Source organism: Arthrobacter halodurans (assembly GCF_041877255.1).
GTDB lineage: Bacteria > Actinomycetota > Actinomycetes > Actinomycetales > Micrococcaceae > Arthrobacter_N > Arthrobacter_N halodurans.
Window position 1 is genome coordinate 37,846 of sequence record NZ_JBHDLJ010000003.1, and the last position, 15,546, is coordinate 53,391.

Annotated in this window: 15 protein-coding genes; 6 read left to right on the forward strand and 9 right to left on the reverse strand. The window is 74.0% G+C overall.

Annotated elements, in window-relative coordinates; all coding sequences use genetic code 11:
• Nucleotides 1-78: 78 nt before the first annotated feature.
• The 5 genes from ACETWP_RS04715 to ACETWP_RS04735 are packed head-to-tail and all read right to left on the reverse strand — an operon-like array spanning nucleotide 79 to nucleotide 4,078.
• The gene (locus ACETWP_RS04715) at nucleotides 79-534 is read right to left on the reverse strand and encodes a hypothetical protein (protein WP_373971061.1); all 456 of its coding nucleotides are present in this window, start codon (nucleotides 532-534) and stop codon (nucleotides 79-81) included.
• Nucleotides 535-576: 42 nt separating this feature from the next.
• Nucleotides 577-1,896: a hypothetical protein gene (locus ACETWP_RS04720; protein ID WP_373971062.1), complete on the reverse strand. Its 1,320-nt coding sequence runs from the start codon at nucleotides 1,894-1,896 to the stop codon at nucleotides 577-579.
• A complete protein-coding gene (locus ACETWP_RS04725) occupies nucleotides 1,889-2,356 on the reverse strand; it encodes a hypothetical protein (protein WP_373971063.1) in 468 nt (155 codons plus the stop codon). Before ACETWP_RS04725 ends, ACETWP_RS04720 begins: the two co-directional genes overlap by 8 nt.
• A 37-nt stretch (nucleotides 2,357-2,393) precedes the next feature.
• On the reverse strand, nucleotides 2,394-3,719 hold the full coding sequence (locus ACETWP_RS04730) for a hypothetical protein (RefSeq protein ID WP_373971064.1): 1,326 nt from the start codon (nucleotides 3,717-3,719) through the stop codon (nucleotides 2,394-2,396).
• A gap of 2 nt (nucleotides 3,720-3,721) precedes the next feature.
• Nucleotides 3,722-4,078, reverse strand: a complete 357-nt coding sequence (locus ACETWP_RS04735) for a DUF6507 family protein (protein ID WP_373971065.1) — start codon at nucleotides 4,076-4,078, stop codon at nucleotides 3,722-3,724.
• Between the two features lie 194 nt (nucleotides 4,079-4,272).
• On the opposite strand from ACETWP_RS04735, the gene ACETWP_RS04740 reads away from it, so the two are divergent.
• Nucleotides 4,273-5,550 carry a class I SAM-dependent methyltransferase gene (locus tag ACETWP_RS04740; RefSeq protein WP_373971066.1) on the forward strand — a complete coding sequence of 426 codons (1,278 nt, stop codon included), beginning with the start codon at nucleotides 4,273-4,275 and terminating at the stop codon, nucleotides 5,548-5,550.
• Nucleotides 5,551-5,582: 32 nt separating this feature from the next.
• Entirely contained in the window at nucleotides 5,583-5,819 is a 237-nt protein-coding gene (locus ACETWP_RS04745; protein WP_373971067.1) for a hypothetical protein, read from the forward strand.
• 38 nt (nucleotides 5,820-5,857) lie between these two features.
• On the opposite strand, the gene ACETWP_RS04750 is transcribed toward ACETWP_RS04745, so the two are convergent.
• The 3 genes from ACETWP_RS04750 to ACETWP_RS04760 form a co-directional block, all read right to left on the reverse strand.
• Nucleotides 5,858-6,499, reverse strand: coding sequence for a dihydrofolate reductase family protein (locus tag ACETWP_RS04750; RefSeq protein ID WP_373971068.1), 642 nt, complete (start codon nucleotides 6,497-6,499; stop codon nucleotides 5,858-5,860).
• A gap of 26 nt (nucleotides 6,500-6,525) precedes the next feature.
• Nucleotides 6,526-7,341: a shikimate 5-dehydrogenase gene (locus ACETWP_RS04755; protein ID WP_373971069.1), complete on the reverse strand. Its 816-nt coding sequence runs from the start codon at nucleotides 7,339-7,341 to the stop codon at nucleotides 6,526-6,528.
• A gap of 89 nt (nucleotides 7,342-7,430) precedes the next feature.
• Nucleotides 7,431-9,110 carry a glycoside hydrolase family 3 N-terminal domain-containing protein gene (locus tag ACETWP_RS04760; protein ID WP_373971070.1) on the reverse strand — a complete coding sequence of 560 codons (1,680 nt, stop codon included), beginning with the start codon at nucleotides 9,108-9,110 and terminating at the stop codon, nucleotides 7,431-7,433.
• A gap of 95 nt (nucleotides 9,111-9,205) precedes the next feature.
• Here ACETWP_RS04760 and ACETWP_RS04765 point away from each other — a divergent pair, with 95 nt between their 5' ends.
• On the forward strand, nucleotides 9,206-10,348 hold the full coding sequence (locus tag ACETWP_RS04765; protein ID WP_373971071.1) for a glutamate--cysteine ligase: 1,143 nt from the start codon (nucleotides 9,206-9,208) through the stop codon (nucleotides 10,346-10,348).
• 55 nt (nucleotides 10,349-10,403) lie between these two features.
• Here ACETWP_RS04765 and tsaD read toward each other — a convergent pair whose 3' ends face one another.
• Complete coding sequence (gene tsaD / locus ACETWP_RS04770; protein ID WP_373971072.1) at nucleotides 10,404-11,471, reverse strand: tRNA (adenosine(37)-N6)-threonylcarbamoyltransferase complex transferase subunit TsaD; 1,068 nt, start codon at nucleotides 11,469-11,471, stop codon at nucleotides 10,404-10,406.
• Nucleotides 11,472-11,625: 154 nt separating this feature from the next.
• Between tsaD and ACETWP_RS04775 the strand changes: the two genes are divergently transcribed.
• The 3 genes from ACETWP_RS04775 to ACETWP_RS04785 all read left to right on the forward strand — a co-directional run bounded on the left by ACETWP_RS04775 (nucleotide 11,626) and on the right by ACETWP_RS04785 (nucleotide 15,546).
• Complete coding sequence (locus ACETWP_RS04775; protein ID WP_373971073.1) at nucleotides 11,626-12,825, forward strand: SH3 domain-containing protein; 1,200 nt, start codon at nucleotides 11,626-11,628, stop codon at nucleotides 12,823-12,825.
• A 127-nt stretch (nucleotides 12,826-12,952) separates the two neighbouring features.
• Entirely contained in the window at nucleotides 12,953-14,257 is a 1,305-nt protein-coding gene (locus ACETWP_RS04780) for a glycosyltransferase (RefSeq protein WP_373971074.1), read from the forward strand.
• Nucleotides 14,254-15,546, forward strand: a complete 1,293-nt coding sequence (locus ACETWP_RS04785; RefSeq protein ID WP_373971075.1) for a glycosyltransferase — start codon at nucleotides 14,254-14,256, stop codon at nucleotides 15,544-15,546. Before ACETWP_RS04780 ends, ACETWP_RS04785 begins: the two co-directional genes overlap by 4 nt.

A 15,546-nucleotide genomic window follows, 5' to 3' on the forward strand; every position in this document is an offset into this window, starting at 1 on the left:
CTTTAGCACCCGGAGGGCCCGAGTGCTAAGAACGACTCTATGAGGTGGCTGGCACTCGGTCAAGGCGAGTGCCAAGAGCTACGCCCTGCGGCGCGTCCTCAGCACCCCGTAGGCCCCCACGCAGATCGCCGCCAGCGAGACCAAAAGCGCCGCGACGAAGCCGTCGATCGGCAGGCCCAGCAGCTCGCGGGCCATCCGGCCCTCGGGCCCCGCGCCGAAGTAGTCGCCGCCGGAGCGGATGTAGCTCCCGGCCAGCAGGCCCTGCAGCACGACGGCGGAGACCAGCGCCAGCGCGGCGAACGAGCCCACCACCATGCCCGCGCCGAGGAGCACGCGGAACGCGGTGCCCGCGGCCCCCGGGCGCTCCGGGGGCGCCCCGTCCATGTCCCGCAAGGCGTCGACAGCCTCCGGGAAGCGGCCCAGCACACCGGCGTCGTCCTCGGTCTGCCCGTCCCCGGTGCGCCCGTCTCCGGCGTCGCGGATGCCCGTGTCGTCGGCGGGTTCGTCGGCGCCGGTCCCCTCGTTAGTCCCCACGGATCCACCGTACTCCGCGGCGGGGGGCGCGTGGGATGCCGGTCACCGCAGCTGCAGGGCGGCGCCGGTCTCCTGCGACATCGTCCGCCAGACGTGCGCCGACGGCGTCGGCTGCATCATCATGGCGCCGTCGTCGGTGGTTCCCGTAGCGTAGTGCCCCGCGTCCCCGGCGTTCAGCCAGGCCCGTTGCATGCCGTGCTCCGGCAGGGTGAAGCGCCACGCGAACCACGGCTGCTCCCACATCCGCGCGGTCGCAGCGTCGGCGCCGTCGGGGAGCTCGGCGCCGGCGGCCAGCCGCTCCCGGAACAGCGGCAGCGGCACCCGGTCGATGTTCCCGAGTGCGGTCCAGGCCGGCCCGAGACCCGCCCAGGCGGCAATCGTGCCGGGGATCGAGGCCTCGCGGACGGCCTCCACGCGGGCCGCTCCCGGCGGGACGGCGCCCTCCTCGCGGCCCACCACCAGCTGGGCGTGTGAGGGGCGGGCCGCGACCATGGCGCCCCCGCCGCCAACCCAGAGGTCCAGCTGGGTCGCGCGCGTCCCGTACGCACCTTCGACGCGGATATGCAGGCGGCGCTGGCGGAAGGGCAGGGTGAGGAGCCCGAACGCCTCGGTGAACGCGCCGTCCGGCTCCATCAGGCCGGCGGCGACGAGCTCGGCGGCGAGGCCGGGTTGGGCCAGCAGCTGCAGCCGGCCCAGCCGCGGGCGCCCGGCCTGGTCCATGACCAGCTGGAGCGCGGCGTCGGACAGGACGGGGCCCGCGGCGCGGTAGGGCTGGAGGACGGAGACCTTCGCGACCGACTCCGCGTTCCGCTCCGGCGCCCGGGAGACGAACGCGTCAAGCCGCGGCTCGGCCAGCGGCTCCGGCATCGCGGACCCGCCGGCGGGCTCGGCGTCCTCGACCGAGCACTGGGCGAGCATCGTCGGCAGCAGACCGGCCATGTCCTCCTGCTGCTCGACCGTGTACTGCGCGCTGACCTCCACGGCGTCGGTCCCGGCGAAGAACAGCCAGCGGTCCACGAGGACGGAGTGCTCCGCCGCGTGGTACACGAACAGCTGGCCGCGGGCCGGCCGCCCGGCGACCTCGCCGCGGTCGTTGGAGAGACAGTGCGCGCCGTCGATCCCACCGAGGACGCCCGCGATGCCCTGCGCCGCAAGCGCGGCGAGGGACCCCGACGTCGTCTTGCGGCGGACGACGACGTTGGGGCGGAACGTTCCCGGGGAGACCGCGGGGTAGGCCAGGACCATGGTGTCCTCGTCGCCGGCGAGCCGGGTCCACCGCGGGTGGCGGGCGATCTCCACCGTCCCGTGCCGCTCGCGCGGCCAGTCGGCCGGGTCGACGTCCGGACCGGAGTTCTCAGGCACGGTTCTCTCCCTCCGGACGGCCGCCGCCCCCGGCGGGGGGCGGGACCGGGGTCCGCGGATCGTCGGACAGCCGGCCGTGCAGGGCGCCCCCCGGACGCATGTCGCGGGAGTAGCGGTCCTCGCCGCGTCGCTGGCGTGCGCGGGAGTCCTTGACCCACCCCGGCAGCAGGAAGCCCGGGAGCCAGAAGACGGCCAGGAGGCCCACGACCATCGACAGGAAGAAGACAGCGGCGAAGACCAGCACCAGGAGCGGCGGCGCGGAGTCGAGGACGGGCCCGATGAACGGGACCATCATCAGCGCCAGGCCTAGGTACAGCCCCGACAGCCCGATCCAGCCCGGCAGGAACGCCCCCTTGAGCACCAGCCAGGCGCGGTAGGTTCCGCGGTAGGCGAGCACCCCGCCGACGAAAAGGAACAGCCCGAACAGGCCGGCCGCGACGAGGGTCCACTGGTCGGACATGGGTTGAGGCTCCTTGGGTGTGGGGGGAACGGCCAGATTAGCCGAAGACCGAGTTCCATGCGTCGGAGATCGCGTCGCCCGCATCGCCCGCCGCGTCCGAGGCGCCGTCCCAGAGGTCCTGGGCGCCGTCCTTCACCGCGTCGCCCAGCCCGGACTCCTTGATGACCCAGCTGGCCAGGATGCCCACGCCGAACCCGACCACGGTGCCGACGGGCCCGCCGATCATCGTGCCGACCATCGCGCCGGCGGCTCCGGCGCCGACGTCCATGGCCGCCTGGGTGGTCCCCTTGACGGCCGACTCCTCGCGCGCCCGGTCCTCGAGCTGATCCTGCGACCACCCGGGGTTCTCGGTCGCGAGCTCCTCCAGCGCGTCGTCGTACTCGGACTTGTAGGTGAGCCCGAGCGTCGCCAGGGAGGCGACCGGTCCCGCGACGCGCAGCACCCGGCCGGCGGAGGACCCGTTGGCCATGCCGTTCTCGAAGTCGTCCAGGCGACCCCGCAGGTCCCAGAAGCGCGGAACGTCCATGTTGTAGGAGCCGGGGTTGCGGATGACGTGGTTCCGGTACCGATCGATGTGTTCGTAGGCCCAGGGGTTCACCGGGGTCTTGAGGCCGACCCAATCCCGCCGCGTCCCGTGGTGCGCCACGTCCTGGATCTCGAAGCGGGAGCCGACCTGCTCGCGGCTCGAGACGAAGGGGGCGCGCGTGACGTTGCCGTCCGGGTCCACGACCCAGTCGGCGCTCGGCGCGGTGACGGAGTAGTCCCAGACGGGGATCTCGACGTTCGTCCGCACGGTGTAGGTGTAGTCCAGGGACGTGAACTCGGCCCACGCCAGGGCGGTGGTCCCGTCGGAGGGGCTGAGCTCGGGCAGCCAGCCGATGTCGGCGATGGCGTCCGCGTCGATCCCCTCGAGCTTGCCCGCGCACTCCTCCGCCGCCTGCACCAGGTGCGCGGAGACGCCGTTGACGAACTCCTGCACGGCCGCGGTGCTGTAGGTGCCCGCCTCGGCCGGCTCCCCGGCGTCGGCCAGTCGGGTGTGCTCGGCGATGCGCAGGAACGCCGCATCGCGCAGGGCCTGCGCCGCCCGGACGTCCGCGGCGAAGCTGTCGAGCGCGGATTCGACCAGCGACGCGGCGCCCTCGACCGCCGAGCCGTGCGCCTTGACCGTGTCGAAAAGCGTCTCGAGCTTGTTCTGCGCGCCGCCGTCGCCGATGGAGAACGACGGGTACAGCCGCCGCCACTGGGCCTCGCACTCCTCGACGCCGCCGCTGAGCTTCCGGCCGCTCTCCGCGACCGCGGCGGCCGCCGTTTCGATGGTGTCGGGATCCGGCCATCCGGAGAGCCCGGTCGTGTCGAACGCCACCGCTACGGCCCCACCGTGATGGCATCGTCGACGGCCAGGGCGGGGCTGCGGCCCATGGTCGTGCGGGCCGCGTCCATCATCGCCGCGTCGCCGGCCTCGTAGGCCCGCAGCGCGGCCTCCATCCCGTTCACGGCGTTGTCGACCCGGGTCTCCGCGGCCTCGGCCTGAACGGCCAGGACGTCGTTCCACACGGAGGACAGGGCCGTCACGACGGCCCGCATCTTGGCGGCGGCCATCAGGTCCTCGACGTCGTTGCGCAGGGTGGTCCGCAGGGTCGCCAGGTCCTCCCGCTCCGCGCGGACGTTCGCCAGCACGCCGCGCACGGCCGCCGGCTGGACCTGGTAGTTGCCGATGCCCACGATGCCCCCCTGAGTTGTCCGTCCCGTGCCGGCCGTCCGCGTGATCCCGCGGGGCCGGCGATGCCTGCGGGCCGCGCTTTTCCCGCTTGACGAGGGAGGTAGCGCGCCCGAAGAGAAATCTACCGTGCCGGCCGGACCCCACGCGATGGGGAGAACTCCCCATGCGCCCGGGCGGGCCCCGCTAGGGTTGGTCCATGCCCTCCCCCGCCGCCGAAAACCTCGCCCCCGTGCTCTCGCCCGAGGGCTTCGCCCTGCTCAATTCCGTCCCGGAGGGCGGCGCCGCCACCGACGCCGCGGCGCTGGAGCTGAACCTGCGGCTGCGCCGGGAGGGCCACTCCCCCGAACTCGTCACCGCCGTCGTGCACCAGGCCCGGCTGCGGGCCCGGGCCGCGGAGAAGCTCGGGCCGTTCGCCGCGCACATGCTGCTCACCCGCGCCGGGCTGGAGCAGGCCACCCGGCTGAACGTCGCGGCGCTGCACGCCCGCCGCTTCGTCGACGCCGGGTTCCGCGGGATCGCCGACCTGGGCTGCGGGCTCGGGTCGGACGCCATGGCGATGGCCGCGCTGGAGCTGGACGTCACCGCCGTGGAGCTGGACGAGACCACCGCGGCCGCCGCGACGGTGAACCTGATGCCCTGGCGCAACGCCCGTGTCGTGAACGCCGACGCGACCTCGTTCGACCTGTCCGGGTTCGACGCCGTTTGGCTGGATCCCGCGCGCCGCACGACGTCGAGCTCGGGCACCAGCAGGTTGTTCGACCCCGAGGCGTTCAGCCCGCCCCTGTCCTTCGTGGAGTCGCTGGCCGACGCCGGCAAGGCCGTGGGCGTGAAGCTGGGGCCGGGGATCCCGCACGAGGCGCTGCCGGCGGGCTGCGAGGCCCAGTGGGTCTCCGTCGGCGGCGACGTCACCGAGGCCGCCCTCTGGTTCGGGCCGCTGGCGCGCCCCGGGGTCCGCCGCGCGGCCCTGGTCATCGGCGCCCACGGGAGCGCCGAGCTGACCAGCCCCGACGACTACGACGCCGGGGCCTCCATCCGCGGCGACGTGCCCGTCGGCGACGCGTCCGGCTTCCTGTACGAGCCCGACGGCGCGGTCATCCGCGCGGGCCTGGTCGCGGAGGCGCTGGATCTCGTGGGCGGGCACCTGATCGACCCGCACATCGCGTACTTCTGCGCCCCCGAACTGGTGGCGACGCCGTTCGCCCGCGCCTACCGCGTGTTGAACGTCCGGCCCTACAACGTCAAGGCGCTGCGGGCGTGGGCGAAGGCCGAGAAGATCGGGGTCCTGGACATCAAGAAGCGCGGCCTGGACGTCACGCCGGAGGAGCTGAGGAAGGTTCTCCTCGCGGGGTCCGGCAAATCGGCGAGGAAGAAGGCCACCCTGGTCCTCACCCGGATCGGCGACGCCCGGGTGGCCATCGAGGTGGCCCCGTCTCTGGTCGCCGGCGACACCCCGGAGGATACTGGGAGCAGTTAAAGGGGATGGGTGCTGAGCGAGAGAGGTGCGTCGTGGATGTCCGGATCGTGGAGTCGCTGGCCATGCTCAAGATCGGGGATGGTGTGATGACCGCACTGTTCCCGGTGGAGCATTGCGCACGGTGGGAATTCGGGCCCTGGGCTCCGGCCGTGGGCTGGTTCAGGGAGCGACCGGGCCTGACCCGGGCTGTCGGGGTGGCGAAGGTCGTCGTGGCCCTGCTGGTGGTGGCGGGCCTCTCGAAGTCCCCCGGGCCCGCCTGGAAGAAGTAGTCCCCAACACCCGGCGGCGCGGCCCGCGCCCTCGCGGGTCACCCGCCGCCGCTCTCCGTCCGGTCGGAGGGCCCCGCGTAGGTCCCGAACGCGGGCTGTCCGGCCGCCTCGTAGGTGCTCACGGCGAGGCCGCCGGGCGTCGACTCCGTGCCGATGAGCCGGAACCCGGCCGTGGCACCGCCCTCCGGGAACAGGCGCCGCCCCGTGCCCACAACCACCGGGGCGACGACCAGCCGCACCAGGTCGATCAGCCCGGCGGCGAGCAGCGACTGGGCCAGCGTGGCGCTGCCGTGGATCTGCAGTTCCCGCCCGTGCCGCTCCTTCAGGGCGGACACCTGGGCCGCGACGTCCCCGTCCAGGAGCGTGGACGGCTCCCAGCCGGCCGTCTCCAGTCCGTGCGAGGCCACGTATTTGGGGAGGCCGTTCATCCTCGCGGCGAACGGATCGTCCGGATCGTCCATCTGCGGCCAGTCCCGGGCGAAGTTCTGGTACGTGCGGCGCCCGAAGAGCAGCCCGTCGGCCTCCGCGAGCCACCCGGCGGCGAGCTGGATGAACCGCTCGTCCAGGAACGGCACAAACCAGCCGCCGCGCGTGAAGCCGCCGCTGGTGTCCTCGTCCGGGGCGCCCGGCCCCTGGGACACCCCGTCCAGCGTCACGAACTGGGTCAGCGTCAACCTCACGGCGTTTCCTCTCCTCCGCCGCCGGCCTACCCGGCGCGCATGAACTCCTCGGCCGCGGCGACCTGCTCCGCGGTGGGCGTGATGCCTGTGTAGAGGACAAACTGCTCGAGTGCCTGCAGCGTCATGACCTCGGCGCCCGTGATGACCTTCTTGCCCAGGAGGCGCGCCGTCTGGATCAGCGGGGTCTCGGCGGGGACGGCGACGACGTCGAACACCGTGTCCGCCGCCTCGATCTGCTCCTCGGTGAAGGACAGCTGCGTCTCCTCGTCCCCTCCCGCCATGCCGATCGGGGTGACGTTGATCAGGAGGTCCGCGGCGTCGTCGTAGTGGGCGGCCCAGTCGAATCCGTACAGGCCGGCGAGCGCACGGCCCGCGTCCTCGTTGCGGGCGACGACGGTGACGCGCGTGAATCCCGCGTCGCGCAGGGCGGCCGCGGTCGCCTTGGCCATGCCGCCGGCGCCGCGCAGGGCGACGGTCGACGCCGGGTCGACGCCCTTGTCCGCCAGGAGGGCCGCGACGGCCGCGTAGTCGGTGTTGTGGGCCGTGAGCACCCCGCCGTCGTTCACGATGGTGTTGACGGAGTCGATGGCGGCGGCCGACGGCGCCATCTCGTCGACCAGCGCGATGACCTCCTCCTTGTACGGCATGGAGATCGCGCACCCGCGGATGCCGAGGCCGCGCACGCCCGCGATGGCCAGGGCCAGGTCCGTGGGCGCGAAGGCCTTGTAGATCCAGTTCAGTCCGAGCTGGTCGTACAGGTGGTTGTGGAAGCGGGTGCCGTTGTTGCTCGGGCGCGCGGACAGCGAGATGCAGAGGGTCATGTCCTTATTCAAGATCGGCATGGCTCCAGACTAGTCCGGAGGCGTGGCCGCCGTGAGGGAAGGCACCGCGGAAATTCCCGTGCGCGCGGGCTGGCGCGGACTGGCGCGGGCTAGGAGAACCCGCAGCCCGTGCCGGCCGGGAAGTCCCCCACGTCCGCCGGGAGCGTTCCGGGTGCGGGCTCGTCCCCGAGCAGCACGTCCACGAGGGCCTCGAAGGACTCCGGCGCGCGCCCGTACAGCGCGATCCGCGTCTGCGCGGAGGACGCAGCGAGCCCCCACGGCGCGTCCAGGGCGACGACGACGTCGCCCGATCCCGGCGTGTGCGAGCCGCCCAGGAGGGTCACGAGCGTGCCGGAGCCGACGCCGAGGCCGGCGTCGCGGGCCGCGGCGCCGAGCCGGTCGCGGTCCGCGGCCGTGCCGCCGACGATGCGGATCCCGTCCCCGACCAGGGGGCCGGAGCACTCGCCGGACACCACGGTCACCGACGCGCGGGCCGCCGCCAGCGCGGTGTCCGCTCCGTCCCCGGGCAGCGCGTCGCCGGCGTCTTCGGCCATCCGGCCCTGCCACATCATCATCGCCACGACCCGGGCGGCGGCCTGGTCCAGCCGGGATTCGGGCACCTCGCCGGACTCGACGGCGGCGACGACGGCCGCGTGCGCCTCCGCGACGCCCGTCGGCATCAGCAGCAGGTCGGCCCCGGCGGCGAGCGCCTCGACGGCCGCCCCGCCGCCGGGCGCGGACTGCTCGACGGCCCCCATGTTCAGGGCGTCCGTCACGGCGACCCCCTCGAAGCCGAGCCCCCGCAGTGCCTTGTACGACGCCGCCGAGAGCGACGACGGGACGCCGGGCTCCAGCGCGTCCACCGCGATGTGGCCGAGCATGACCATCGGCGCCCCCGCCTCGATCGAACGCTCGAAGGGGACCCAGTCCCGGCCGCGCAGCTCCTCGACGCCGGCGTCCTGCACCGGCAGCCCGACGTGCGAGTCGGTGGTCACCGAACCGTGCCCGGGGAAGTGCTTGACGGCCGGCAGCACGCCCGCGGCCAGCGCGCCCCGCACGGCGGCCACCGTGTGGTCGGCGGCGGACTCCGGGTCGGAGGAGAAGGAGCGGGCGCCGATCACGGGGTCCGCGGGCCCGATCGTCACGTCCGCGTCCGGGGAGAAATTGACGGTGAACCCCAGCCCGGCCAGCTCGGCGTCCATCGCCCGCTGGGCCCGTTCGGTCAGCTCGGCGTCCCCGGCGGCGCCGAACGCCATCGGGGTGGGCCACTCGGTCAGCGGCGACTTCAGCCGCGCCACCGTGCCGCCCTCCTGGTCCACGGAGACGATGCCGGGCCAGTCGCGGCCGGCCGAGAGCTCCTTCTGGAAGCGCGCGGTGACGCGGGCCAGCGCCTTCGTGTCGACGCCGCTCGCCCCGCCCGCCGCGCCCGCTCCGGCGGCCCCGCCGTCCGCGTCGCCGCCGCGCGCCAGCGGGACGTTGTCGCCCATGACGATCACCCCGCCCAGGTGCAGGCGCCGCGCCGTGGCGAGCTCGGCGGCCGGGTCAGTGCCGGTGTAGTAGTCGACGAACACCTGTCCGGTCTTCTCCGGCAGGCTCATCTCGGCGACGGCGGCGCGGGCGGCGCGCACGTCGCCGACCAGCGGGCCCCAGCTGGTGCGCTCCGGCTCGGACGCGGCGGTGGGACCGGGCGCGGACGACGCCGGCGCGCCGCCCGGCGTCGCGTCCCCGCCACCCGCCGGGGATCCGGGGGTGCAGGCGGACAGCGCGAGGGCGGCGGTGAGGAACGCCACAGTAGGAATCGTCTTGCGTAGGGCCACGATTTCAAGGCTACCCCGGCCGGTAGAATGGGCTCGCCTACCCCCTTTTTCGCCTGTCAGGAGACTGGATGCAGATCGACTTCGCCCCTTCGCGGCAGTCCACCCTCGGCGTGGAGTGGGAGGTCGCGCTGGTGGATTCCGAGACCGGCGACCTGCGCTCCGTCGCCAACGAGGTGCTCGCCGGGGTCCACGCGCTGCACGGGGGCCTGGACGCGGACGACGAGCACCCGCACGTGAAGCAGGAGCTCCTGCTGAACACCGTGGAGATCGTCACGGACGTGTGCACCACCGTGGCGCAGGCGAAGGCCGAGCTGCACCGCAACCTGGTGGAGCTGCGCAAGGTCACGGATCCGATGGGCGTGGACCTGTACTGCGCCGGGTCCCACCCCTTCGCGCCGCCGAAGCTGCAGCCCGTGACGGACAAGGAGCGCTACGCGCGCCTCATCGACCGCACGCAGTGGTGGGGGCAGCAGATGGTCATCTACGGGGTCCACGTGCACGTGGGCCTGGACCGCCGGGAGAAGGCGCTGCCGATCGTCGACGGCCTGATCAACTTCCAGCCGCACTTCCAGGCGCTGTCCGCCTCCAGCCCCTTCTGGGGCGGCGAGGACACCGGCTACGCCTCGCAGCGCGCGCTGATGTTCCAGCAGCTGCCGACCGCCGGGCTGCCCTACCAGTTCGAGACCTGGGCCGGCTTCGAGGGTTACGTGGCGGACATGGTGCACACCGGCGTCATCGACGACATCACCGAGATCCGCTGGGACGTCCGCCCGGTGCCGCGGTTCGGCACCGTGGAGATGCGCATCGCGGACGGCCTCTCCAGCCTGCAGGACATCGGCGCGATCGCCGCCCTGACGCAGTGTCTCGTGGACGACATGTCCACCACCCTCGACAACGGCGGGACCATCCCGGTCATGCCGCCGTGGTACCGCGTCGAGAACAAGTGGCGGGCGGCCCGCTACGGCATGGAGGCCATCATCATCCTCAACGCCGCGGGCGACGAGATGCTCGTCACCGAGCACCTGGAGCGGGAGCTGGAGCGGCTCGAGCCGGTCGCCAGGAAGCTGGGCTGCGTGGCGGAACTGGCGGACGTCGAGCGGATCATCCGCGGCGGCGCGGGCTACCAGTGGCAGCGCGACATCGCCCGGGACAACGGGGGCGACCTGCTCTCCGTCGTGAAGGACAACGTCGCGCGCATGCGCCTGGCCTAGCGGGCGGCCGCGCTCCCGGCGGCCCGCGGCGGACGTCGCGGCCAGAGCGTCGCGGCTAGAGCGTGATCGCCGAGACGGGCTGCCCGGAGTCGGTGCCGAACGCGATGCCGGACGGGCGCCCTCCGGCCATGACCACCTGCGCCGCGAGCGCCGCGACCATGGCCCCGTTGTCGGTGCAGAGCCCGGGCCGGGGGATCCGCAGCGCGATGCCCGCCGAGGCGCAGCGCGCCGCCAGCAGCTCGCGCAGCCGCGAGTTCGCCGCCACTCCCCCGCCCAGCAGCAGGTTCTCCAGCCCCTGCTCCCGGCACGCCAGCACCGCCTTCGAGGTGACCACGTCGACGACGGCCTCCTGGAAGGACGCGGCGATGTCCGCGACGGGGATCTCCTCGCCGCGGGCCTCGTACTGCTCGACGCAGCGGGCGACGGCGGTCTTCAGCCCCGAGAACGAGAAGTCGTACCGGTGCCGGCCGGGGCTGTCCGCGGTCCCCATGAACTTCGGCAGCGTCAGCCCCCGCGGGAAGCGGATCGCCTTCGGGTTGCCCCCGCGGGCGATCCGGTCGATCGCCGGCCCTCCCGGGTAGCCCAGTCCGAGCAGGCGGGCGACCTTGTCGTAGGCCTCGCCGGCGGCGTCGTCGATGGTCGCCCCGAGCAGCGTGACGTCCGAGGCCAGCGCGTCGACCCGCAGGATCTCCGTGTGGCCGCCGGAGACCAGCAGGGCGCCGAGGCTGCGGGGCAACGCCCCGCCGTCGAGCACCCCCACGCCCACGTGCGCCACGAGGTGGTTGATCGCGTACAGCGGCTTGCCGGTCGCCAGCGCCAGCGCCTTCGCGGCGGCGACGCCGACCATGAGCGCCCCCGAGAGGCCAGGACCGGAGGTGACGGCGAGCGCGTCGACGTCGTCGAGGGAGACGCCCGCGGTGTCCAGCGCGGACCGCAGGGTCGGGATGAGCGCGTCCAGGTGGGCGCGGGAGGCGATCTCCGGGATGACCCCGCCGAAGCGCACGTGCTCGTCCATGGACGAGCTGACCGCGTTGGCCAGCAGCTCGGTGCCGCGCACGATGCCCACGCCCGTCTCGTCGCAGGACGATTCGATGCCGAGGACCAGGGGTTCCGCTGATGTCATGCCCTCCAGTTTAGGTGTCGCCGGCCCCCGGATGGTTCGCGTCGGCTACGCTGACGACGTCGTTGGACGTCGGGGTGCGCAGGGGGATCCGTCACGGATTGCGCGCCGCGGTTTGGGGCCACGTTGCCGCCCCACGCCCCCCGAAAGGTCCCCCATGCGACGCCTCCTCCTCAGTGCTGCCGCCGCTCTGCTCGTCGGAGCCCTCGTGCCGCTTCCCGCCACGGCCGCCCCCACAACGGCCGCGCCCGCCGCCTCGTCTCCCACTGCCCTGCACCTCCCGGCGGCGCTGCCCCTCCCGGCGGCCGCGCCGGCCCGCCCCCCGGCCCTCCACCGGGTCGTCCGGCCGTTCGGCCTGCGCGCGACGGCGTCCGCGGCGGGCGCCCGGCTGGTCACCGTGGGGACCGGCGCGTACCTGGTGGCGCAGGACTCGGGCAACGGCTGGATCAAGGTCGGCCACGCCGGCCGGACCGGGTGGTTCCCCGCCGGCTACGCCAGGAAGCTGGACCAGATCCAGTACCAGGCCACCCGGGCGGTGGCCGTGACGACGCGGCCCGGCGCGGGCTCCGCCGTCGTCTCCCTGGCCGCCGGGCGCAGCGCGGTCTCCACGGGCCGCGTCTCCGGCGGGCACGTGCAGGTCTACTCGGCCGGCAAGACCGGCTGGGCGCCCGCGGCCGCCCTGCGCCGCGCGGTCGTCGCTAAATACCAGACGAACGTGGCCGCGTACCTCTACGCGACGGCGCACTCCCCCACCCGGGTCGCCACCCTGCCCGCCGACTACACGCACGCCACCCGCACCAACCGCGCGCTCAACGGGCGGATCCACGTGGAGTACGGCGGCACGTCCGGCTGGATCGGCGCCGCGAAGGTCACGCGGGTCGCCCTCGGCACCGCGGTCGGGAAGCTCGCGTGGCGGCAGTCGGCCGCGAAGAACGTCGCGCGCTGGTGCCGGGGCGTGCCCATCACCGCCGGGCGGGGTCTGGGCAACTTCGCGTCCATGAGCGGATCGCCGGGCCGGTGGAAGGAGTCCATCACGCTGGACACGGCCGGCCTCCGCGGCGGGACGCTGGATCCGAACCACCCCCAGGCGGTCGCGATCCAGTACCACGAGTGCGCGCACATCCTGCAGTACCGGGCCTACGACTACCGGCCCGGCACCCTCGCTTCCCGCATGGACACGGTCTACGGCCGGTCCAACGGCACCGAGTTCATGGCCGACTGCATGGCGCTCGCGATGGGGACCAAGCTGTCCGGGACGTCGTCCGACGGCTGGACGTGGCGGGCCGGCTACGGGGGAAAGTGCACGTCCGCGCACCTCGCGGCCGCGAAGAAGGTCATCGCCGGCCAGGCCGTCTGACGCAACAGGCCAAAACTTTGCGGGACAGATGCCGGCTGAGCGCCTAGAGTGACCGGCAGGGGCTGCGCATCATTCGGGCGCAGAGATCGATGGGGGAACAAGGATGTCCAAGGGGAAAAGGATTTCCGTGCTGGGGACGCGCGGATATCCGAGCTATTACGGGGGATTCGAAACGGCCGTGCGGAAGCTCGCGCCCGCGTTCGCGGATGCTGGCTGGGACGTGACCGTCTACAGCCGGCCGGGCGCGCTGCGCGCGGACGATCCGGGACGGGATCCACGGATCCGGTCCATCGAGACGCACGGGCTCGAGACCAAGCAGCTCAGCACACTCACCTACGGCCTGACGTCCGCGCTGCACGCGGCGCTGCTGCGGCGTCCCGACGTCGCGCTGGTGATGAACGTGGCCAACGGCTTCTGGCTGCCGCTGCTCAAGCTCGCGCGGATCCCGACCGTCGTCAACGTCGACGGCATCGAGTGGGAGCGCGAGAAGTGGGGACGGCTGGCCAAGCTCATGTTCCTCGCGGGGGCCCACTGCACCGCGCGGTTCGCGGACTACCTCGTCGCCGACTCCCGCGAGATCCAACGGCGCTGGCAGGTGGACTTCGGCCGGGACAGCACCTTCATCGCGTATGGCGGCGACATCCCGGACCCCGGGACGACGGCGGGGCCGGTGGCGGCCGCCGGGACATCCACCGAGCCGTTGCCCGGCGGGGCCCGGCCGCACGCCTACGCGCTGTTCGTGGCGCGCATGGTCCCCGAGAACTCGGTGGACGCGTTCATGGAGGCCGCCCGAGTGATCGGGCGCTCCTTCCCGGTCATCCTCATCGGGGGCGCCGGATACCAGGACCCGGTGGAGGACCGCCTGCGCAGCCTCGCCGCGGAGGAGCCGGCCGTGACGTGGCTCGGCCACCTGTCCGACGACGTGCGGCTGCACGCGCTCTGGAGCCAGGCGGGCGTCTACTTCCACGGGCACAGCGTGGGAGGCACCAACCCCGCCCTGGTCCAGGCCATGGCCTGCGCCGCGCCGATCGTCGCGCGCGACACCGTCTACAACCGTGAGGTCCTCGGCGACGCGGCGCTCTTCGTCGCGCCCGATCCGCAGGCCGTGGCCGAAGCCTGCCTGCGCGTCCTGTGGTCGGCCGACCTCCGGTCGCGGCTGGGCTCGCTGGCCCTCGCCCGCTCGCGCCGGCACTACCAGTGGAGCGACATCGCCGCGGCCTACGTCGAGTTGGCCTCCACGGCACGACGCCGGCGCGCGCCCCGGAGCGCGGCACGGGACCGGAGCGCGGCGCGGGACCGGAGCGCCGCACGGGACCGGATCGCGGCGCGGGAGCGGAGCGCGGCACGGGACCAGGCCGGCGTCCCTGACCAGGGCCCGGCCGCGATCCCGGCCCCGCGCGGCGGATGGGGCGCGGAGGCCGACGCGCGGTGAGCGTGGCGGGCGGCGCCGCGGAGACGCCCGGTGAGGAGGCAGCGGGCACGGTCGCGGTCTGGCGGTCCACGCTGCTGCCGCCCAGCGAGACCTTCATCAGGCACCAGATGGACGCGATGAGCCGCTGGCTCCCGGTCGCCGTCGGGCTGGAGCGCCGGCCGTCCCCGGTCGCGTCGGACGCCGATGAGGTGGTCTTCCCGGCCACGTCCGCGGGCAGGATCCGCCGCGGCCTCTTCCGACGGACCCGCTGGAGCCCGGCGGTGGAGCGGCGGCTCCGCTCCGTGGACGCCCGCCTGATCCACGCGCACTTCCTGCCCGAGGCCCTGCTCATCTCCCCCACCGCGCGCCGGCTCGGACTCCCACTCATCGCCACGGCGCACGGGTACGACGTCAACCACCTGCCGCTGGTGTCGAGCCCGCGCTACCGGCGCAGGCTGCGGCGGCTCTTCGCCCAGGCCGAGGCCGTCGTCGCGGTGTCCGGCTTCGTGGCCGGGCGGCTCGCGGAACTGGGCTGTCCCCCGGGGAAGATCCTGAGGATCCCGATCGGCATCCCGCTCCGGCCCCCGGCCGACCGCGACGCGGCCGCAGACGCGGCCGCGGGCCGCACCTGGGACATCGTCTTCGCCGGCCGGCTCATCGAGTTCAAGGGCGTCGACCACCTCCTGCGCTCGCTGGCGGACCTGCGCGGCCAGGGCCGCCCCGCGACGCTGGCCATCGTCGGCGACGGCCCGCTCCGCCCCGCGCTGGAACGGGAGGCCCGCGAGCTGGGGCTGGAGATCGGCGTCGACGTCGACTTCCTCGGGTGGCGGCCCCCGGCCGGCGTGGACTCCGTCCTGCGCCGCGGCCGGATCTTCTGCGCACCCTCGCTGCGCGCCACGGACGGCTCCCGCGAGGGATTCGGCATGGTGTTCCTGGAGGCGGCCGCGGCCGGGCTGCCGGTCGTGTCCTACCGCTCGGGCGGGGTCCCGGAGGCCGTGGCCGACGGCGTGACCGGGCTGCTGGCCCCCGAGGGGGACAACGCCGGACTCACCGCGCACCTGCGCACCCTGCTCGACGACGCCGGGCTCGCCGCCCGCATGGGCAGCGCCGGACGGCGGCGCGTCCTGGCCGAATTCGACGTCGGGGTCCGGACGGCCGCACTCGAGGACGCCTACGACCGGACGGCCCGCCGGACGCCAGGTCCGGACCCGGCTCGACCCACGGGCCCCGCGCGGCCGTCCGGGTTCCCCGCCGTGGCGCACGCGCTCCCCGCGGCCGTCGACTCCACCCCGTCCGCGGATCCGGCCTAG